General features: G+C 58.9%; 17 protein-coding genes. 2 read left to right on the plus strand and 15 right to left on the minus strand.

Annotated elements, in window-relative coordinates; translation table 11 throughout:
- Positions 1–112: 112 nt before the first annotated feature.
- From AC07WT_RS09780 to AC07WT_RS09810, 7 genes are all read right to left on the minus strand, one after another.
- Positions 113–934, minus strand: a complete 822-nt coding sequence (locus AC07WT_RS09780) for a KilA-N domain-containing protein (protein WP_494946919.1) — start codon at positions 932–934, stop codon at positions 113–115.
- A 99-nt stretch (positions 935–1,033) separates the two neighbouring features.
- Entirely contained in the window at positions 1,034–1,297 is a 264-nt protein-coding gene (locus AC07WT_RS09785) for a hypothetical protein (RefSeq protein ID WP_494946920.1), read from the minus strand.
- A gap of 418 nt (positions 1,298–1,715) precedes the next feature.
- Complete coding sequence (locus AC07WT_RS09790) at positions 1,716–4,154, minus strand: hypothetical protein (RefSeq protein WP_494946921.1); 2,439 nt, start codon at positions 4,152–4,154, stop codon at positions 1,716–1,718.
- A gap of 12 nt (positions 4,155–4,166) precedes the next feature.
- Positions 4,167–5,012, minus strand: a complete 846-nt coding sequence (locus AC07WT_RS09795; RefSeq protein ID WP_494946922.1) for a hypothetical protein — start codon at positions 5,010–5,012, stop codon at positions 4,167–4,169.
- Positions 4,999–6,558: a hypothetical protein gene (locus tag AC07WT_RS09800; RefSeq protein WP_494946923.1), complete on the minus strand. Its 1,560-nt coding sequence runs from the start codon at positions 6,556–6,558 to the stop codon at positions 4,999–5,001. Before AC07WT_RS09800 ends, AC07WT_RS09795 begins: the two co-directional genes overlap by 14 nt.
- A 102-nt stretch (positions 6,559–6,660) precedes the next feature.
- A complete protein-coding gene (locus AC07WT_RS09805) occupies positions 6,661–7,518 on the minus strand; it encodes a putative barnase/colicin E5 family endoribonuclease (protein WP_494946924.1) in 858 nt (285 codons plus the stop codon).
- Positions 7,518–10,229, minus strand: a complete 2,712-nt coding sequence (locus AC07WT_RS09810; RefSeq protein WP_494946925.1) for a defense against restriction DarA-related protein — start codon at positions 10,227–10,229, stop codon at positions 7,518–7,520. Before AC07WT_RS09810 ends, AC07WT_RS09805 begins: the two co-directional genes overlap by 1 nt.
- Positions 10,230–10,512: 283 nt before the next feature.
- Here AC07WT_RS09810 and AC07WT_RS09815 point away from each other — a divergent pair, with 283 nt between their 5' ends.
- Positions 10,513–10,758, plus strand: a complete 246-nt coding sequence (locus AC07WT_RS09815) for a hypothetical protein (protein ID WP_494946926.1) — start codon at positions 10,513–10,515, stop codon at positions 10,756–10,758.
- On the opposite strand, the gene AC07WT_RS09820 is transcribed toward AC07WT_RS09815, so the two are convergent.
- The 8 genes from AC07WT_RS09820 to AC07WT_RS09855 form a co-directional block, all read right to left on the minus strand.
- Positions 10,737–11,216, minus strand: coding sequence for a hypothetical protein (locus tag AC07WT_RS09820; protein WP_494946927.1), 480 nt, complete (start codon positions 11,214–11,216; stop codon positions 10,737–10,739). The genes AC07WT_RS09815 and AC07WT_RS09820 overlap by 22 nt on opposite strands.
- A 47-nt stretch (positions 11,217–11,263) precedes the next feature.
- On the minus strand, positions 11,264–12,310 hold the full coding sequence (locus tag AC07WT_RS09825) for a hypothetical protein (RefSeq protein WP_494946928.1): 1,047 nt from the start codon (positions 12,308–12,310) through the stop codon (positions 11,264–11,266).
- Positions 12,310–12,690: a hypothetical protein gene (locus AC07WT_RS09830; protein WP_494946929.1), complete on the minus strand. Its 381-nt coding sequence runs from the start codon at positions 12,688–12,690 to the stop codon at positions 12,310–12,312. The genes AC07WT_RS09825 and AC07WT_RS09830 overlap by 1 nt, the downstream gene beginning before the upstream one ends.
- 3 nt (positions 12,691–12,693) lie before the next feature.
- Positions 12,694–13,299, minus strand: a complete 606-nt coding sequence (locus AC07WT_RS09835) for a tail fiber assembly protein (protein ID WP_494946930.1) — start codon at positions 13,297–13,299, stop codon at positions 12,694–12,696.
- 8 nt (positions 13,300–13,307) lie between these two features.
- The gene (locus AC07WT_RS09840; protein ID WP_494946931.1) at positions 13,308–15,284 is read right to left on the minus strand and encodes a tail fiber protein; all 1,977 of its coding nucleotides are present in this window, start codon (positions 15,282–15,284) and stop codon (positions 13,308–13,310) included.
- 70 nt (positions 15,285–15,354) lie between these two features.
- Positions 15,355–15,816 (minus strand): hypothetical protein, encoded by a 462-nt coding sequence (locus AC07WT_RS09845; protein ID WP_494946932.1) that lies wholly within the window; start codon positions 15,814–15,816, stop codon positions 15,355–15,357.
- Complete coding sequence (locus AC07WT_RS09850; RefSeq protein ID WP_494946933.1) at positions 15,813–16,655, minus strand: hypothetical protein; 843 nt, start codon at positions 16,653–16,655, stop codon at positions 15,813–15,815. The genes AC07WT_RS09845 and AC07WT_RS09850 overlap by 4 nt, the downstream gene beginning before the upstream one ends.
- Before the next feature lie 2 nt (positions 16,656–16,657).
- Positions 16,658–17,284, minus strand: coding sequence for a hypothetical protein (locus tag AC07WT_RS09855; protein ID WP_494946934.1), 627 nt, complete (start codon positions 17,282–17,284; stop codon positions 16,658–16,660).
- A 470-nt stretch (positions 17,285–17,754) separates the two neighbouring features.
- On the opposite strand from AC07WT_RS09855, the gene AC07WT_RS09860 reads away from it, so the two are divergent.
- Entirely contained in the window at positions 17,755–18,954 is a 1,200-nt protein-coding gene (locus tag AC07WT_RS09860) for an acyltransferase family protein (protein ID WP_494946935.1), read from the plus strand.
- Positions 18,955–19,747 lie beyond the last annotated feature (793 nt).

Here is a 19,747-nt window from a genome sequence, read left to right on the forward strand (position 1 = left end):
CGGGCATTGATATCTACGCCCAATCTAAGGAATGCCCCTCGTCACTTTGGTCGCCATTTTCCAAAAGCACCTACACACTGATCAGCGTATCGCGATCGAGCCACGCAATTCATCAGGCCGGCTCGCGGGTCTCTGCCCATACGAGTCGGCAAAGCGCGTCGAATGACGCCGTGAACCAGACCGGCTTCGTCTCACGCGGACACTCCGCATCGACGACGTTTTTTCCAAATGGCAAGCCCTTTTGCGTAATCGCCCAGTATGCCTTGCGCCCATCGGGGTACTTGTCCAGCGATGTGGTATTCCGATAGTGCTGTCGCAGGAAACCGGCCTGCTCAAGCATCAGGTTGAATTTGCGCGCGCTGATCTTCCCGCCACGTTTTTTGAGCAACTCCGAGACGGATGCGGTCGGCTCACTGGAGTCGACGTTCGAGCCCAGAGGTGCATCGACCGCCTGGCGCGGCAGAAAGGTCGTATTTAGCCCGTGGTTTTCCCCGAGCTTGTGCAGAAGCGCGAGCTTCCCCGAGTCCGATACGTTCATCAAGCGACCAAAGCACTCAAGTAGCGCGATTTCGCCCGTCAGTGTTGTCGGCGCCTGCGGTTGTGATGCGAGCTCGACTCCGGCCGCACTTCCCATTGCCGTATCACGGAAAGTTCGGATCACGCGAAGATGAAAGGCCGGCGATATCCATGATGCGTAGGCGATCACCAATTCCTCTACAGCAAACGTTCCAAGTCCTTGTTTTGATTGAATACCGGGAATTCCCGGTATCGACTTATCAACCTCAGCGACCAACTCTTGAGTCTGCTGGAGGCGCAGCCAGTCGGATGGCTGATGACGCTTGGCACCGCCCGATGCGCGATGAAGATCATTCAGACAGTACCGACCATCGGCATCCTGACGAACAGCGACATCGTAAATTTTAAGGGTGGTCATAGAGCTCCAGAATCATCGGTATCTAGATACGCTTTCAAACTCCATATTTGCATACTTTACATCAAAACAAAGCCCGCACGCGGCGGGCTCAAAATCGCGTTAGTGCTCGGCGCAGGATCTCAGACAGTCAAAGTCCAATGCTCCCATGTCCAGCATGGTCGCCATAAAATCAGCCAGCACTGTCGCGAACTCGCGCCGGCCAGCCAAATCGGGGGAGAGAAAAGGGATGATCAGATCGGCAATGCGGTTGAGATCAAAGTCGCCGGCGGCTTCGACGGTCTGCTGTCGAATGCGGTCGATGTCGAGAAGGAGGGATTTTGCTGCGGTGGCGCCGATGTCGTCAGAAGGCGTAATAGCGTGCATTGTTCTTTTTCCTGTGTAGCGGTTATGTCCCGCTACCCCACTGTCAAATGGGGTGAGCGGACCGAGCAGGGTTGACAGACCGGAACACAGGAACCGGCAGGGCCGAAGCCCTCCCCACCCGGCCCGCCCATAGGAGCGATGCCAAGCTGCGCAAAAACAAAAGCCGCGTGCATGAGTGCGGCGCGGCTTGTTTGCGCCTGTGTATTCCGGGCTGTCAAACCCGTGCGCCGTTGTCTACGGCGACAAGTGCAGATTATGCCCGAAATACATTCGCGTCAAGAGATACGAAGAATATCCCTGACGCCCGAATCTTAAATGTGCGGTAAGCCACACGCAACGTAAACTTTGCATATATGGCTCTTAAATGCGTAAGTGTTTCTTCCAATCCCGGTCTTAAGTGGTGGTTTACACTCAAAAGTCAGGACAACGAGCCACCGAGGCCGCCCGTAATCAGATGCGCTACCTTTCGATCAGACACGTCTTGCGAAACCGTAGGCTGATTCGATGCGGCCTGCGCCTCCTGACGCGGCAACGTGAATATCGGCGTAACAGACGGTGCGGCCGGCGCGGCTGAAGCTATCGGCATAGAAAATCGCGGAGCAGCGCCACTGCTCGCGACGGATGCGATCGTTACGGCACCCGGATAGTTGAACGCCGACGCAAGGCTCGCGGAACCCGCAGGCGCACCGGAAATGTTAGTCTGCCCAACCTTGAAGCCCTCCATCTGCTTCATGCCGTCCATCAATGCAGAGAACTCAGCGGGCGATAGCTCGCTGATTTTCTTGCCGCTGAGATTCAGGCCGCGCGCACCAGCAACCTTGTTGATAGTCGCCGAATACGCACCGATATTGGCTTTCCCGCTGTAATCAGAAATAGCGTACTTGGACAGCATCTGATCGACTGTCTCATTGCCGTGAGACTGCTTTAGCAGTTGGGCGCGCGCTGCGTCCCCGGATGCCTGGGTATCGAATATCGCATTGCCCCATTGGTCCAGATCAACGACACCTTTGTACCGCACCTGAGCCGCAGCTAGCGCTTGTGCCTTTGTACGCTTCGACTTCACTGAGGGGTCAGCACTGCCGGCGTATTCAAACTTCAGATTTCCGGAGTTGTTGTTCCGCCATGAAACGGATCCGCCTTTGCGCTCCTCGATCGATCCGTCGCTGTTCTGGAACACGCGCGACAATCCAACCGAACTGATCAGCTTGGAAACAACCTGTCCCGCAGCATTCGCAATCGGCTTGGCCATTTTCGACAAGCGACCTTCAGTGTAGTCTGCCGCAACGCTTGCGCCCTTCCCGACCATATCGGCCGCGGCCCCTGCAGCATTGGACACCGCCTTAGCCGCGCTTTTCGCGGTCGCAGCTACGTCTACGCCAGTTGCATTCTTGACGGCATCGTTAGCCTTTTTGGCAAGGTCCCCCGCTATGCCAAATTTGTCTTTGAACCAACCGATGATGCTATTCCACCCGGACTCGAATATGCCAACCGCCGAATCCCAGGTATCGGTTATGCGCTTGCCGATCTTTCCCCAGTCGACAGTTGATAGCCAGTCGCCGACCAACTCCCCAACTTTGTCCCCAATGACGCCGCCAATGAGCGCCCCTGCTGGTCCGCCCAAAACGGTTCCCAGCGCTCCGCCTAGTAGCGATCCCACGCCACTGCCAGCACCTTCGAATCGCTTCTTTCGATTTTCTTCGGGCGTTGCGTTCGGATCATCACCGAACCCAGCGGCACTCGCGATTGCTGACCCGCCCGCAAATAGCGCGCCTAGTAAAGGAAGGCGCCTGAGAAGGAATTTCCCCCCTTTCAATCCGCCCTTTAGAAGTCCACCACCGAGCCCTCCACCCAACTTGAGCAGCGGGCCTAACAATCCACCGACGCCCCCGATGATCCTCATCAGGGGCCCTACTACTGGCAGATTGCGCAAGCCGCCCAGAATTCCTGACTTAGCCGGCGGATTCTGGAGCGCTTTGAGCGCCGCCGCATTGAAGCTCGACTGCAACTTGAACAGACTAGTGAGCGACTTCCAGATACGGCTGTACCAGGCTTCTCTGGATTTGCCTGTGCCGAACAGCATGCCGACGCCGCGCCCTAGCGGCGAGACGATGCCCCTGACCTCTTTGAGAGCGGCTATCGTCGGATCGATGTCGGGAGCCTTGTCGATAAGCTCCCCCGTCCTAGAGGCGATCGACGGTTTGTCTTCGCCGCCTTCCTGAGACTTATTTTTGCCGCGGCGCCACGGCCACGAAAACCTCGAGCGGGGGGCTTTGCTCGGGACCGCGTTGGGCACCGAGGGCGGTGTAGCGGGCGAACTGGGCGTTGCCGCCGGATTCTTGGGTACAAACTTGCCTCCGGCACCCCGCGGCTGATTGATGCCGCCGCGCGGGGCTGTGGAGGCTGCGCGAACTGCTTGAGCCATTGCGGCGTTCTGACTCTGAATCAGCTGGGCATTGGCTTTCGGAAACGCCTGAGGTCCATTAGCCGTCCGCACAGGACTGGCGTTCACGACTGCGACCACAGCGACAGCAGGTTTCGGTGCGGCGCTCGCAGGAGCGGTCGACGGAATCGCCGAAAGGAATCGTCCATTCGGCCCGCGCATCATGGTGACGTGGTTGCTATTGCCGCGCCGCGGCGCCGACACTGCAGACGGCACCAATACCAATGTCGGACCGCTCGACTGGCTACGCGCACGCGCCGTACTCGCAGCTTGCGAGCTAGTCGAGCGGGGAACATTTCCGAGATCAGACCGCAGCCCTTTGATCTCCGTAAGAATTTGCGCCCACGTATCAATCGCACGGCCCCACTCTATCGGGCTACCGACAAGAAAGCCGTGCGCGTCGCTTTTCAGTGCCATCGTAGTGCGCCATCAGAAGGCATGCAGAAACGTCGCATGCTGGGTAAAGGTCAAATGGATTTCCTGCAATCCGTCATCGCGCCTGGACAGAGAGACATCCATCGACGCCGGCCGCATGAACCGCGTGTTCTCGTAGCCGCCCGGATTGGAGTCGTTCGTAATGAACGCGTGCAGCACGCGAATCTGCACCAGATAGTCTTTGGGCACACCAACGGTCCCATCGGTGTTGACCATCTGCTGCACCTTGTAGTCAAACCAGCTCTTGACCCGTCCATCGGTATCGTCCAGCGTCGTGATGCGCATCTCGACAGGATCGAGCGACCGAACGGAATCGATCGACGCGGCGCCGATCTGGAACTTCTCGCCGGACGTGCTCAGCGGCGAATAGTCGATGCCTGTGACGAACAGGTTGAACGACGGTTTGTTCGCATCGTCGAAAAACTGAGGGAGGTTTCCGTTGAAGTCCGTTACCTCGATGAGAAACAGGTTCTGCTTAGCGAATTTCGTCTGCGCGGACTTCTCGAAGATCTGTTTCGCCTCTAATGGCGTGATGCCGCCCATCAGCGGATTGGCCGTTGCCATGAAGGCGATCTGAGCGGCGACCTCTGCCCCGGCCGCGCCGAGCGCACCGGTAATCAACCCGGAATTCAACAAGCCGGCCGCAGCGCCCAGGTAGTTGCCTTGCGCAATCTGTTGGATAGCACTGACGCCCGAATTGAGCTTGTTCAGCACCGACGCGGAAACTAGCTTGCTCACTTCCGCGCTTGCGAATCCTGCGGCCTGATTGATCGACGTCTGACCGATCGCGTTATCGGTCAGATTTGATACGGCGCTGCTCACAGCATCAAACAGCCCCATCATCATCCTCCGGTTGCGCGCGCCCAATGGCACCGGCCGGATCATCGGGGGGCTGCAAGCACATGTCTGCATACATACCCGCCTCGTCTTCATCGAGGCGGCATTGTTTCGTCAGAAAGTGGACCGCCACCGCGCGCGTGGGCCTGAGTTCGCGAATGCGCGCCATCACGTCTACCAGGTGCGACGCGGAGTCCTGCGCATCACGGCGCGTGTTCTGCTGCTCCGCTTCCAGCGCCGAAATCGAGCCTGCGAACCTGATCTGCCACGGCCGCTGCGATGGTGCGAACACCATGCCGTACCGGTTGTACGTATGGATGTCGATCAGGTTGTCGAAGAAACCCCCTGTAGCGGTGCGAATCACGCGCGCACGTTCGGCCGCCTGCGCGCTGAGCCGGAAGCCGCCCCCGTCGCCGAAGCCACCGTTCAACTGGTCGGCAAAGCCGATCATGCTCAGGTCGACACCCATGGAACCGGCGAGCAACCGCGCGTGGACCATGATGTCCTCAACACTGATCGTAGCCCCGCGCGCCGATCCGTTGTCCTTGTTCAACGTGGTCAGCTGCTTCTCGTTGAACATCGGCAGGATGTGCGTGATGCGCTCGAGCATCGGCTGGCCAGACTTAACGGCGTATTCCGCCCGCTGCTTGCTGATCTTGAGCATGTTCGCGACAGACTGGAGAAACCGGCTCTGCTGCTCGGTGGTCATCGATTCTAGATTGACGCCCACCATGCGCTCGTCGATCGAGTCAATCCATCGCTGGCCAACCAGCCCAAGCAACGATGCCGACAGGTTGTCGTACGGCTCTTCGGCCTGGTACAGGAACGAGCCACCCACGCTGGCCGGCAGAATCGGGAGATTGTCGATGTCGTTTTCGGCGAGCGCCATACGGAACGACTTTTCGACCACCGACATCTGCGGCACATACAGTACGCGCGGCATCTGCAGGCGGGCGATCTGCGAAATGTCCATCCGCTGGAGCATCTTCTCGCCACTGTAGATGATGCAACCGACCGTCTTGCCGCCCTTCTCATAGGGCTGAACGATTGGCGGCCGTACGAGCTCGTCCGTGTACAGGTGGCGCAGACCGGACTTGTCGGCGTAGATTCGCGCATACGAATCGCCGAACGCGGTGCCGTTGTACGCCATCTGAAACGCGACCTTGTTGAACATGGCGGACAGGTCGTTCTGCATCTCGTCAACGATCCGCGCAAGCCGCTTATCCTTCTGCGCCGCCGGCGTTTTTTCGATCAGGACGCTGTCACCGCTATCCTCATCGCCACCGAGCGCCGAAGTGACCAGCAACATCAAGGCCGCCGAAATGATCGGATCGCCTTCCATATACGACCACTTCTCGTAAATCTGCGCGCGCGAGCGCGCCATACGCCGGCCGCTCCCCAGCAGCGACGAGATGGTCGTGCCGCCGTCGAACGTGAACGAGTCCGCGGTGGTGATCTCGTTGGCGACCTTGACGTTGCGCGTGAAGAACTGCCGAGCGGATTGGCCTACGCGGGCGAGCAGTCCTGGAGAAGAATCTTTGGTTGGCATGGGCACGGGCGTCGAGGGTGTGCCTCATTCTGGAGGCGAGACACAGCCTATTGCCGCGCCGTTTTCCGGTGCGCGAGATTGGCGCTGCCTGCTATCTAGCAGCTACCTGGCAGCCAGCCAGCGAAGCTGACGCGCGCACCGGAGGGAGTCGAGCGCATATTGCGGCTCGCCGGTCAGTTGCGAGAGCCTGCTACAAGCTATCGCCAGTTTGCGAACGACATCAATATGCTGATCGATCGGAATCGACACACTGTCGAGTGCCCCAGTCGGCTCGTTCGGGATGGCTGCAGACGTCAGGTCTTGCGTGGCGTCCAAGCCATTCGGTGCGACATCGACGGCCGCCGGCCCGATACCCTGATCGGGAAATACGCCGAATACCATCGATTTTGGCTTCAAGGTGGCGTCGTCGTTGACAGCCATATTCGGTTCCGTTAACGTTGTTGCGGAAGTTTGCGGATTCGCTTCGGGAATCCCCATCGAAGCGCTCGAATCGAGAGTGTCCGACGTCTTTTCGGTTGCCGTGAACTTCCCTCGTACGTCGTCAAACGACGTAACTACCCAAGCCTTCTCCCGCCCGTTCCAATCCAGCCTGACGACAACAACGTTAGTCGGCTTTTGATCGTCTACGACATAAGCCCGGGGAAAGCCGTGCGGATCTTTAACCACACGCCCCGTACGCAGCAGACGCGGAATGTGCTCGACAAACGAAAGCCCGTGACCGGCAATGATGTGCGCAAGTCCCAGACGCTCATTGCCATAGACGAAGCTGATCTCGCCGAGCTCAGGGTGATGGTACGCATCGGGAACTTCACCGCGCTTCTCGTGGAGAAGTTTCCTGATCGCCCCTTCCGGGTCATTCCTGAACCCAATGAACGCTGGTTCGAATATGTCCGGCGAGGCGTCCAGATAAACGAGATCGCGCTCCGCCTCCAGCGGCGTTACCTGCGTTGCTTCCTGCATCAGGCCTCCGCCGTCGCACGCGCCAGCATCAGATCCGTGTATGCGCGAATGGCCACCGTCGCCTTCGCGGACACATCCGGATCTTCCGCGTAAGCACTGAATACCTCCTCGAGCCTCGCCGGCAGATCGGGATCGAAAACATCCTCCGCAGCGCCGTCAATGATCGACTGGAGGAACGCGCAGTCCGCGTCGCGATCACGCGCGGGAGTCACCGCGAGCGCAGTCTCGGCTTCAGGCGCAGATTCGGTTGTGGCGGTATCGGCAGCGGGCGCGGTCACCTCTTGCGATGCGCCTTCGTCGCCGGTATTGGCTTCAGACTCATTGGGCGCGCCCAATGCACCCGGATCATCAGCGACTGGCGGCACGTCGTCCACGGCCGCCGCGAGATCTCCCCCCTCGGCGTGGATCTGCTGCTGCGTCTCTACCGGCTGAACCGCATCGCCCTTGAAATCGCCGTCAATCGGTTCGGGCTTCTGCTCGCTGGCCGCCACCACATCGGAATTCGAACCGACATCGTTATTCACGAGCGGCTTCTCGGGATCGCGCGGCGCTGCTTCATGGGTTGCAGCTTCCGCGCTGGGCGCCGGGCTCGGCGACGGCAACCTCTCCTCGCCGGATTCCGGCCCGTTGTCGGCTGGCGTGCTGGAACCGTCCGCCGGCGGCACTTCCACGTGCGGCGGCTCGGCGGAATCCAGGCGCGCCGCTGCGTCGTCGCCCGTCTGCGCGACCGCGTTTGCGCGATCCGTTGACAGGTCGGTCACCGCCAGGCCGCCAACGCCTTCCAACCCAACCTGCGCGCGCGCGTCAGCCTCGGTCAAACCGAACTCCTGCACAAGTCGCGCAACCAGCGCATCAGGTTCGCCCCCTTCGGCAACGATCGCTTCGATCGCGGCCTTAGGCTCGCCTTCTGCACTCGCTACTGCGGCCTGCTCGGCAGTCGTCGACGCAACCTCGGCGCCGTCCGCGCGCTCGGCAGCGCTCTCGTCTGTCGATGCGGCGAGAGCCGTAGCCTGATCGTCCGTGCGGGCCTCCGCCGCGACCGATTCGGCACTGTCGATCACAGGCCGCTTCGGCTCAAGGTCACACGCTGCGGCGGTAATCGTTGTCGCCATATCGTCAGTCGTGCGCTCCATGTCGTCGTAAATCTGGCGGCACCCGGCGGCGCCACCGATCGTATAGACGAGCTTCACGAGATTGCGGCCCGCACCGACGAACTGTGAGTCCGACGACGACACCACGATCCCGTTACGCGCCAGCGGCTGGCCGCGCTCGCCCTCGAAGCCACGCTCGCGCAGCGCATTGCGCACGTCGATGAAGCGGCGACCGAGCAGGTGATCGAGCAGGTGATCGAGCATGTCCTGATTGGCTTCCTGCTTTTCGCGATCCGCGAGAATGGCCGCATACCCGCCTTCACGAGCAATCTGCTTCAGGTCCGTACGGTGTGCACCGGCATCCGTGAACCCGGTCACCCACGAGCCCTCGATAGGCGCGTCCACTTCTACCGGTTCGGGTGGCGGGGTCTGGCTGTCCGCGATCTCCTTCTCGATCTTCTTCGTGTCGAGCCGCTTCTGCAAAGCCATGAGGGTCGCCGTCTTTGCGGCCACCTCAGCCTTCAGGCCGTCGATGCTGGACAGCCGGGCTGCGCGATTCTCGTTGGCGCGCGCAAAGGCCTTCGAATTGCGATCCGCGAGGCGCAGCACGCGTCGCGCGACCTCGCGCAGATCCAGTTCGTCCCCCCGCTCGCGCGCCACCACGGTCGTGACGTCGCGCTTGTTGAGCATCCACTTCCATGACACCAGCTCGTCGGCCGGCTTTATCCTGGTCTGGTCGGCCGCGCCGGTGTGAAAAAAGATGCTGAGCGTCTGGCCATCGGACAACTCGAACACGGAAGCGATGTTGATCAGGCCATTCTGCTTAAAGGCCTTCGTGATCTGAATCGCAACAGGTTTGACTGCCGTATTTACCCGGCACATCACCGCGTCGAGCAACTGCATCTGATGCGGGAAATTCGCGAAAGGCACGACGAGCGCATCGAGCGTTTCGACCGAGTCGGCGTCCTGCTCGATCTCGTTGATCGACACGCGATCAAAGATGAGACCTCCCGCATCGTGGCGGCGGACTTCGTATAGCAATGCGTCAAAGGTCTGGCCGCGCGGCTGCTCGCCGTCCCAAAACACCTTGTCCATGAGGGTTCCTTGTTGAGGTTCGATCGGCTGCGATTTGTCGCCTGCCGCAAGCCATTGTTTGAAGTCGGGCATTGACATCGCGACGATGCTGCCGAGCCCTTTCCAGTCGCGGTCATAGCTGCCCTGATACGCCTGCACCGCGCTTGACCGGTCGATGAAGCCGAGGCAGATCTTGTGCTCGTCGAATGAGCCCGTTTCAGGATCGATCTGGTTGATCGCGTACACGGCGGTGGATTCCGGAGTCGGCCCGACGAACACATCGATCTCGTCACCGTCGGCGCCGCGTGTCCCGGTCACATAACCGTAGTGCGCCGCCATGCGGTTCGACCACCGTTTCCCCGATGGCGATACGCCCGTTCGAACCGAGCCACGAGGCTGCTCAATGGCGAGATCCAATCCATGCAGCCGCGCGCGCCCCACCTTGTAGTTGTTCGCCGCGGCTTGGGCAGCGGTCGGCACGCGAATCGCGTTGTTACCAAATGCCCCTTCGTGGGCTGCCGTCTCGATTCGCGTGAACTGGTCCATGTGTGCTCTCGTTGCCTTCACGGATCATATGGGCGCGCGCAATCCCACGCTGATGCGCTTTTCCGCCACGAGAATTACAGGCGAATTTTTAGTAATCGAGAATCAATATGTTTGTCGGACTAAGACAATGCGAATCGCATTATTACGCCATCGCGCTTGGCGCTTTAATACACGATGATTGTCGTATTCAGCCAATGTATGCGTATATGGTTAACAATTACGATTTAAGCATATAATGAAACCGGCCGTTGTACATTTTGTTACACGTGTAACAGGGAGAAAAATGAGCTATCAATGGATTGAGAGAAGCAATGCACTTTTCACAGACGGAGGATTCGCCGTGGGTGCATTGGCAGAGGAAATCACCGCAGCACTGCACGAGCACGTCACCGATCCCGAGGGACTGGAGGCCGTTGCGGCGTTGGACGGCGAGGACTTTGGTGCTGTTGGAATGATGGTCGTCTCTGCGCTGCGCAAGCGAGCGGCTATGCTACAACGTCGTCATGCTCAAGAGGAAGCTTCCGTCTGAAACGCGGTGACATAAGAAAGATCATCCCGCTTGTTCAACAGGTATCGCCTGACGAACGGCGGGATATTCATCGTCGAATCCACCATTTCAATTTCATACGCTATCTTCACGTTCTGGTCGAACAGCATGTAGATAACGTCGTGACGTAGCAACTGAATCGAATTAACTGATCCCGGTTCCGGGTTGGTCATCTCGAGCAATGCGTACATCATTGGATAAGCATTATCGACCGCGTCGTCCCGATTGGTCATCGGCGACGGCTCGAAATTGGTCGTGATGCACAGCATGCCCGTGCCGAGCAGATTCCAATCCACGTCGGGCTCGTCTTCTGTATCCATCTGCGTCATGCCACCGAGCGTCGGTATGCCACCAACAAGCTCTTCATCAGCATCGTGCGCTGCACGCAAAATCACTTTCCTGAATGCGACGAATTCGATGGCGTTCGGGTTGTTCAGCACGCTCGCGCGTACCGCCAGATTGACGTCGTTCGGGATGGAAGAAAGCATTACGCGCCCTTCGACAGAGTCTTGAGAATCGCCTCGAAATCCTGCTTGGATATCTGGCCCATTTCATGAAGCTTACGCAAGTTTCGCTCCGCTGCGGAGCGGGCCTTATCGACGCCCTTAGCCGTCACCGGTCTTTGCGTGCTCGGCTTTTGCGCAGTCGGCTTGACGGCAGCCACCTTGGCTTTCAGCTTGGCGGTGGACTTCGGCACTGCCTTGACGGCAATTTCCTTGCGCCGCGCAGCCTGCTTCTTCGCCAACTCGCGGGCTTCTTCCGTCTTGACTGCCTGGTGCTGCCGCCCTTCGACGTCCGCCTGCCCCTTCTCGATCATGCGCTCGACGTAACGGCGGACTGACATATCGCTCGTCAGGACATGCATGACGCGCAGGATGTGCTTGCACGCGACGCCTGTCAAATTGGGGTTGCGAATCTTCGGGTAGGCCGGCTCCGATAAATTAATGTTGTAGTGCCCGACCGTCGCGATGTAGCGGTACCAGAAGCGCCAGCGGCCGCAATCACAGTCGATCCGGAGGGGACTCGTTTTAACCAGGGTGGCCGCAACCTTCGAAGCCTTGTCTGGCGTTGCCGTCGCTGCATCGAAGCCCAACAGATCAACGGTCACATGGTGCCGCTTTACGTCCGATTCGCGACTCGCATTCGTGATGAACCGAATGACCCCTTTGTTAGTGGCGGCCGGTACCGCGAGGTGAATTTCCTTGTTGGCCTTGTCCCGGTCCTCCTGACGCGACAGGTTGATCACCTGCTGCGCAGTGATGCCCTTTTTGTACTTCCGTCCAAGCTTCTTGATATTTGCGCGGAACTGGGCGAGGTCATCGAGCGTGAGCGCTCGAGCCTCGCCGCCAAGCGTCGTGTAGAGGAGGCGTGCGGCATCGTATTCGCCAGCAACCTCGTTCGGCATCAGGAGCGAACCGGACTTCGCTCGGTGCTCGGTACCGGCGCGGTGCCGCTCCTTCAGTTCCTTCGCCGACCCGCGGACGCGCGTTACGTCATCGACCTGACTCTTGGTGACGCGTTTGTTGACTGCCATTATTGTGCAAGCGCCTTCAGAATCGCAGCATAGTCGGATGGCACGTCGCTCGGGCTGCCCGACGGGCGATCGGCATCAAGGTTGACGAACTGCGCCTGCGCCTTGATAGCGGTGAGCTGGGTGTCCGTCGGGAGCACGAGAAGTTGTTCCGTGAGCTCGTACTCGATGCAATCAAGGCCAGCCGCGGCCTGCACCGTCAGGAATTCATCACGCCGGCCGTACACGCGCGCCGAAACGAGCGACATTTCCCAGCGCTCGTCGGGCTTAGTCTGGTAGCGGATCGCGGTGCCCCAAGGCGGTGTCTGCACTGCGAAGTCGCGGATCAGCCGAAAAAACAGGTTGATCGAACCCGTGCTGGTTTCAATAACGGAAGCTGTCACGGCTTATTGCGGCTGCGCCGGCCAGTTAATGTTTGCAGGGTATCCGGACTGCTGCGCGATCTGGGTAAGCGCGAGCTTATATGCAGCCCACTCCTTGTATCGCGACTGATCCGCAGCCGACAGAATCCCGGCGATAAAGGCGTCCGAAAGTCCACTCGTGATCAAGCTGGCCTGCGCCATCAATTGCGCACATTTCGCCTGTGCAGTCTGTACTTGTGCTTCATTCTGGAGGCTCGGGTCAATCACCCACGCGCCATTCGTCCACACATACTCCGATGATGGGCGCGCGATGCTGGTCAACCAGGCCGGAAGCGCGCCGAGTCCACTGAAGCTTTCGCTGCCGATAACGGCGCCAAGCACATAGGCCTCACCGGTACCGGTCAGATAGAGTTGGGTCGCTAGCCACGATGCGGTAAGTGACCACGTCCCGGCCGTCGCATCAAACATCTGAATCTGACCGGACGGTGCTGCAGGCGGAGCAACACTCGTTGAATTAGCAGGGTAAAGCCAGTTCCCTTCGACAAGCGGGTCCAAGTCGGCGACCGTCTCACCCGTGAAAACGCCGGCGCCCGGATCGTATGAATATGCTGGTTTTGTCGTGTCCGTCATTCTCATCCTCAATATTTGATACAAACAAGAACCGCCTTATTTCGCGGTCTCGTTTCGTTGCTACCGCTCGCCTGGATACTGATACCGGTGGCCGCGCCATATATGCCAATGCCCGTGCCTGCGCCATATATGCCAATGCCAGTGCCTGCGCCGTTGATGCCGATACCGGTTCCGGATGAATTGATGCCGATCCCTGTGGTCGAAACGTTCGACTCCATCGTGCCTGCATTGCTGGCACCGGGACCCGCAACCGTCGCAGTGTCACTACCTGGAGAAGCCCCATACGGGACACCGTGGGCGTGGCCGGAGTCACTAACGCCGTGGCCGTGACCGGGGTCGCTGACCCCGTGAGCGTGGCCCGGGTCAGAGACGCTGTGAGCGTGGCCCGGGTCAGAGACGCTGTGAGCGTGAGTCGGATCGGTGACGCCGTGAGCGTGGCTGGCGTAGACGTCGGCTTGGAATGATCCGAATGCTCGGCCCGAGTCGACCCCCCTTCCGTCGTCGAAACCACGAAGGAACTCACCGCGATAGTCGGGAAGATTGAACGTCGTTGCCCCGTCGCCGGCTCCATAGAAAGTGCCGATCTGAGCAAACAGATTCGCATAGGCTGTTCTGCTGACTGCAGCGCCGTTTGCCTTAAGCCACCCAACTGGCGGCGCTGACATTGCAAAATTTCCGACCTTCCCGGCCTCGGCAGCAAAAGCGGCGGCAATGGCCGCTTGGATTTGAGCCAATTGTGGAGCGTGGCCCGGCAGAGTCGCGGGTGCCACAAGGAAATTGAGCGGCACGCCTGGCGACGAACCGGGTATCCCTGCAACGCTCGCCTCTTGAGAGTAGAGGGAGGGAGTGGTGCCCGCTTCAAGCTTCATGCGACGCCAATCAAGTCCACTCACCGATATTGCGGATGCAGAGTTACCGGAAATTTGGGCGTATGCGAAGGCTGTGCCCGCCGGTGTTGTACCGGAAACGATGTAGGGCGTCCACGATCCGGAGCTGTTGACGATGGGGGTGTTGAGGGAACTGATTAGGCCTAGGCTGCTGTTAAGAAATACTACTTGCATAACCAGGCTACCAGCAGTAACACCTGGCGTGGCCACAAGGCCCGATAGACAAATAGGCTGGCCGGCAGCAAACGGGATATTGTTCGAAGCGAATGCAAACACGCCGCTGATTGCGGAGCTGTTTTGGAAATACGTCCCCTCACCCTCGCCACCCGTGAGTGCGGCAAGGGTCGCGCCCGTGGCGCTAAGCCATCCGGCGACGCCAAACTCTGCCGACCCATTGAACAGCAGGTTAGGGCTATTGACGCCGTTGATCTTGCCGAGAGCTTCAATTCCTTTAATCTCTACAGATCCCCACCATGTCGCAGAGGCGGATGGTGTGTTACCGATATTGTTCGCTTGCAGCGATTGATACAGCGAGCCGTCATCACCAATGACGATCGCCTGGGCGCCATAGGTCAAGAGCGGGTCATACACGCCAACGCCGTTCAGGCGTTTGACGTACTGTTGGTGCGCATTGGGATTAGACACATGTACGCCGAGCGCGGCAAGCGCAGCCGATGCGCTCGGGTCAACTGTTACCGTAACCGTGTTCGGTGGAAGCGCCGCCAGACCGAGCGCATAGACGATCGCCGTTACGATCTGGTCTGAGATGTACAGAATCGGTGATGATGTGCGACTAAAGACCGCAACCAGCGTCGCATTCGAATAGAACCCGATCTCGCTACACCAGTACGGCGCGCCGGCGTTCGCGATCGTTTGCGCGTACACCTGGACGCTATTCGCCGAAGTAGCCCCGCCCCCGGCGATCGTAACGCGCTGCACCTCTGCGTGAAGAGCGGTCTCCGCACCCGTCGGGCTGTAGGCCCCGGTCCCGAAGCCGATGTGAGTGAGCGGAAGCGATATACCGGTGCCGCTCAAGCTGGCGGCGAGTGCAAGGCCGGCCGCTGTGATGGTCGGCGTAAGTGGAACGGAAATAGGCATACTGACCCGCGTCGAGTGGTTGCCTCATTCTCTTTAACGCGAGCGGTGTAACGGTCGGCTATTTTCCAAGTCAGATCGAGAGGATGCCGCCCTTCGACAGTGCCAAGAGCTGGTCTTGCATAGTCAGAACGGCGTCGATTGCCCGGGCCCGCTTGACGTAATGGCACATGGCCAGCACGGCGATCTGCGAATCCTCAATTCCCTGCATGCGGTACGACCGGCCGCTTTCCTTCACCTCATCCTGCTCAATGCGATTCGACGGATTGCACTGCTGCGCGGCGTCTTCTATCCGGAGGCGGCCGCTATTGAACAGATCGAAGAAGCACCGGACCGCGTCCTGAATCAGTTCCTCGCCGAACAGAACGTCGCGAGCTTTAAGCCCCTGGTTGCTGATCAGCAGGCAGTCTTCAAAGCGATCCTCGCGATATTTGACCAGCTTGCTGACCACGAGGTAGCCGCTCTCTTCGTCATATAGCCCGTAGACGGTCGATGCGGTCTTGCCGAATCCCGAGATGCTGGCCTGAATCTTCATATGCCCTGACTCGGCATGGTCTGGTTGATCAACGTATGGAACGAGGAGCTAAGATCGCCGACCGCATAATTGATGCCGAACATCGTATCGTCCGGGTAAGTCGTGTTCGTCATGCTCGGGACGTCAACCACGCTATCGTAGTTGTTGATGTGCAGCGTGACCGGGTAGCCGTTCGGATCGTCTGCCGTTCCGCTACCCTTCCCGTCGTTTGGCTCTCCTGGGCCGGGCGCCATGAAGAACGGCACCGTTTCATGCAGCGCGACGTCGACGACGATCATCGTCAGGTTCTTCTGCTCCGTCTGGACGACGGAAGCCGGGTTGTCCGGCGTCACGATCATCACCGGCCAGTCGTTGGAGATGCCACAAAACTTGTACGGCGCGGTGAACCGGCGATTCGGCGGCGCTGCGAGCCAGAGACAGAACTGATTAGCGAGCGTGCGCGCGGTACTCTCGTCGGCAGCCGCGAAAAGCAACTGGGCGCGTCGTTCGCTCTGCGTCTGAATGATCTTGAACACGCGCCCCTTCGGATCTTGAGGGAGCGCTATCCATTGCGGGTCCGCCAGTTGCCGCGACACGTCGCCGGCTACTGGCGTGCTGTCTTTCGAAACTGCGGCAATGACGACGGGCAGGAATGCCGAACTCGATGGGCCTCCCGTGTTGTCGTTGCGCCGCCACGTCTCGATCATCTGCTCGGCTTCGTCGATCATGCGCGCAGGCGCCCACGCGAAGCAATTCTTGAATCCGCGCTGGCAAAATCCTGTGGCGGCCGGCGTCGTCGGAATCAGTGTGTTGTAGAAGGCGAACAGATAGGCGCCCAGGCCCTTCTGGAGTTCTTGCATGGCTACCTGAGGAATTGTGAGAGCAGGCGCTCATCGTCAACGTTCTCGGGCGGCTTCGGCTCTACCCTGCGAGCCAGCACCGCGGTCCCGAAAGACGCTATCGCCTCCCGCATCGCCGCTGTACTGTCCGGGTCCGACGAGATGCCGTTGATCGCTTCAAGAGAGTCCAGCGTCGGGATCGCAATGCCTCGTTTCGATAGCAGCGAGAGATACTGCTCGATTTCCGCGTCACGGTCGCGCAGCTTGCGCTCCATAACCGCAATCGAATCCATCACGCGGTCGTGCTCCGTCAAGACGCTATCCAGCAAGCGCAGCGCGCCGGTCATCTCGCGGTTGTACTCGGCCACCGCGTCGAATGTGCCACTTGCGTCGTCGAGTGCGACTTCGTAACCTCGGTTTGTACTGTAGTTCGGCTCGAACACATAGTCGAAGCCGAAAAACTTCGCGCGCGGGTGTTCTTCAATTGCGGACGAGAAGCCGCCCGCCTTGCTGCTGTAGAGTCGCGCGGCGACACGCCCTGCATTCGTGTCAAGGAAATCTGCCTTGTGCTCGATCGTCCCGTCGTCAAACGCGCACAGGTGCGTGGTCAGCAGCGCTGGCTCGACCGCAACAGACTTGCCGTCGATCACCCCGCCTTCCGCCGGCATCATGCCGAATCTGATGCGCGGCCAGTGCCCAAGGTACCCCAGCATGTCGCGGTGCCGGACGCGTTCCTGCGTCGCTGCGGAATTGATCGCCTCGACAATCCGAGGAACGTCAAAGTGTCGCTCGACGCCGCGGTACGTTCGACCGCGGTCCGCCAGGTTATACCGGATGACTTCAGTTTCCATCTTGGCTCACACATAGCTTCATGTACCAATTATTGATGTGCGGAGATGGGTGAGCGACGGATAATTTCCGCGTTCACGACCGTGGCATGACCGAATTCATTAGCGATCGGCATTGTACTTGGCGGAATCGGACACAATTTTGACGGAACCATTCATGGGTAGACGTCGATCCTATGGGCCTAGGCCTTCCATCTCGCACGACCATGCTTTGAGATGCTGTTGAGTACGCGCGGGAGTCGGAATGGACGTATGCACAGCGGGGAAAGAAAGTGAACAAGAACAATCGGCTGGTCGCCCTGGATATAGGCAGAGCGATAGCTATAATCGGGGTGGTTGCAGTACACCTTTCGCCTTGGATACCGAACTTACCATTTTGGCTCTTGCTGCCCGCAAAAAGCGGCGAATACGGAGTCCAACTCTTTTTTGTGATTAGTGCGTTCACGATTTTCAAGAGCCTATCCGATGACAGGAACAAAGGTCTCGAAACCACCTCGCTCATCCAACGCTTCTATCTAAAACGCTTCGCCCGGATCGTGCCGCTGTACTACGTCGGCATCGTTCTGTACGGACTGCTTGATCTCATTGCGATGAAGACCGTCCATAGCCGCATTCTTTCGGTGCACGGCGCGTGGGATATTATGGCAAACGCGTTGTTTGTGCATGCGTTTGTTTCGACGGCCATCAATAGCGTCGTGCCGGGCGGCTGGTCGATCGGCGTTGAGATGGCGTTCTATGTCGTGGCGCCAGCCCTCTTTTTTATGTGTGAGACTCGAAGGGGCTTTTGGGTCACTGCGACGACCCTTCTCTGCCTCTGTTACGGAGCCGATCGGTTGGCTTTGCACATCGCAGGCGAAAGGGCCGTGGTCCACAGTTCATTCCTTTACTATTGGCCACCGACACAATTCCCGTGTTTCTTACTCGGCGTCGCGCTGTGGACCTTCTGGAAGCCCCGATTGATGAATGAGCAACCGCGCGGGAGAGTTGCGATTGCAGCAGGTTTGGGTATAGCACTTCTCTACCCGCCACTCCTAGCGGCGGGCGTCGGATTGAACTTGGCGACCGCCGTCGCCCCACTTATCGCGGCAGGCGTAGGCGCATCAATATTACTTCTGCTCCTATCATCCCCCTGGCCCACGAACAGATTCAATTTCATTCGAAGGCTGGGGGAGAAAAGCTACGGCCTCTACATTTGGCATTTCGTCGGCGTTTTTATTTTTCGGATTTTCTTGAAGGAGCTGGGGACGCACTTGTCCTCGGTCCCAGTAATAATAGTGTTCACGTCTGGAATGGTATTCGTGATCGCTTTTGCATACCAGGCGTCCGCGATAACCCAGAGGTTCGTAGAAAAACCGGCATCACGATGGACGCGCGAAAAGCTCCTGCGCCGTGCGAGTCCGTCCAACGAATTAGTAGCAGCCGGCCGACTCGAAACGGCCGACCGCGGTCAGAAGGAACCGGTCTCGGGATAGTTTGCGGACGCACTCAGATTACAATGCGTCGCTCAGTCGCTCACCTTCCACTTACGCTTTGCTAATGAGACGCCACGGGATTTGGCGGAATTCGTCATTGGTTCGACTGATGCAACCATCTTCAGCCGAGGATAATCGCTATCCGTTAGACACAGGTCGTTAGTGGCAGCGAAATGCGCGCCGGCGCCTCTTTGCAGAATCATGGCGAAATTCGACCTATCAGGCTGAGTAAAACGGGCTTCGTAGCAATACGCTTTCAAGAAAACTTATGGAGTTCCCAGCTATGCTCAACTTTTTGGATCGCTTTTTGCAGCGCGTGAAGGCCCTTCTGTCGTTGTGTACCGAACCCACAGCCCAACAGAATGCCAAACACTGTTCATCCGATGAGCGAGCTTGGCAACAAGGGTACGATTCGTGGCTTTCAGGGTGGGACTACAATCCTTACCCGAAAGGCAATGAGCAGCATAGCTCCTGGGCGATGGGCCACGCGTACGCTGATAAATGGATCGGGCCGGTCTGGTAACTATTGGAACGCGCCGCAGCGCTCCTGCGGCGTGAGTGCGTCGATGGCCCGGATTAGATTGTCACCCCTCGAAGGGATGCATATCCTTGAAAATATGCGTACGGTGTCATCAGGTCGTTGGGCCCACTCACATACACGTGGGATATTGGGGATTCGGCTGGCTGCAGATCGCACAGCGCAGACCCTCTTTCTTGCCGGCCGTTTCGGTATGGCAGAAGGACGATGGAGCGGCGCGCCGATGGGCCCGCCATCCGCAACTTGAAACAGGAG

It is taken from the genome of Paraburkholderia sp. GW821-FHT02A12, from assembly GCF_059422005.1.

What these genes read in the sequence shown, in the direction of transcription:
- AC07WT_RS09835 (WP_494946930.1), bottom strand. Translation starts at nt 13,299, where the DNA reads ATGACGGACACGACAAAACCAGCATATTCATACGATCCGGGCGCCGGC.
- AC07WT_RS09825 (WP_494946928.1), bottom strand. Translation starts at nt 12,310, where the DNA reads ATGGCAGTCAACAAACGCGTCACCAAGAGTCAGGTCGATGACGTAACG.
- AC07WT_RS09840 (WP_494946931.1), bottom strand. Translation starts at nt 15,284, where the DNA reads ATGCCTATTTCCGTTCCACTTACGCCGACCATCACAGCGGCCGGCCTT.
- AC07WT_RS09815 (WP_494946926.1), top strand. Translation starts at nt 10,513, where the DNA reads ATGAGCTATCAATGGATTGAGAGAAGCAATGCACTTTTCACAGACGGA.
- AC07WT_RS09790 (WP_494946921.1), bottom strand. Translation starts at nt 4,154, where the DNA reads ATGGCACTGAAAAGCGACGCGCACGGCTTTCTTGTCGGTAGCCCGATA.
- AC07WT_RS09810 (WP_494946925.1), bottom strand. Translation starts at nt 10,229, where the DNA reads ATGGACCAGTTCACGCGAATCGAGACGGCAGCCCACGAAGGGGCATTT.
- AC07WT_RS09780 (WP_494946919.1), bottom strand. Translation starts at nt 934, where the DNA reads ATGACCACCCTTAAAATTTACGATGTCGCTGTTCGTCAGGATGCCGAT.
- AC07WT_RS09795 (WP_494946922.1), bottom strand. Translation starts at nt 5,012, where the DNA reads ATGGGGCTGTTTGATGCTGTGAGCAGCGCCGTATCAAATCTGACCGAT.
- AC07WT_RS09845 (WP_494946932.1), bottom strand. Translation starts at nt 15,816, where the DNA reads ATGAAGATTCAGGCCAGCATCTCGGGATTCGGCAAGACCGCATCGACC.
- AC07WT_RS09800 (WP_494946923.1), bottom strand. Translation starts at nt 6,558, where the DNA reads ATGCCAACCAAAGATTCTTCTCCAGGACTGCTCGCCCGCGTAGGCCAA.
- AC07WT_RS09850 (WP_494946933.1), bottom strand. Translation starts at nt 16,655, where the DNA reads ATGCAAGAACTCCAGAAGGGCCTGGGCGCCTATCTGTTCGCCTTCTAC.
- AC07WT_RS09785 (WP_494946920.1), bottom strand. Translation starts at nt 1,297, where the DNA reads ATGCACGCTATTACGCCTTCTGACGACATCGGCGCCACCGCAGCAAAA.
- AC07WT_RS09805 (WP_494946924.1), bottom strand. Translation starts at nt 7,518, where the DNA reads ATGCAGGAAGCAACGCAGGTAACGCCGCTGGAGGCGGAGCGCGATCTC.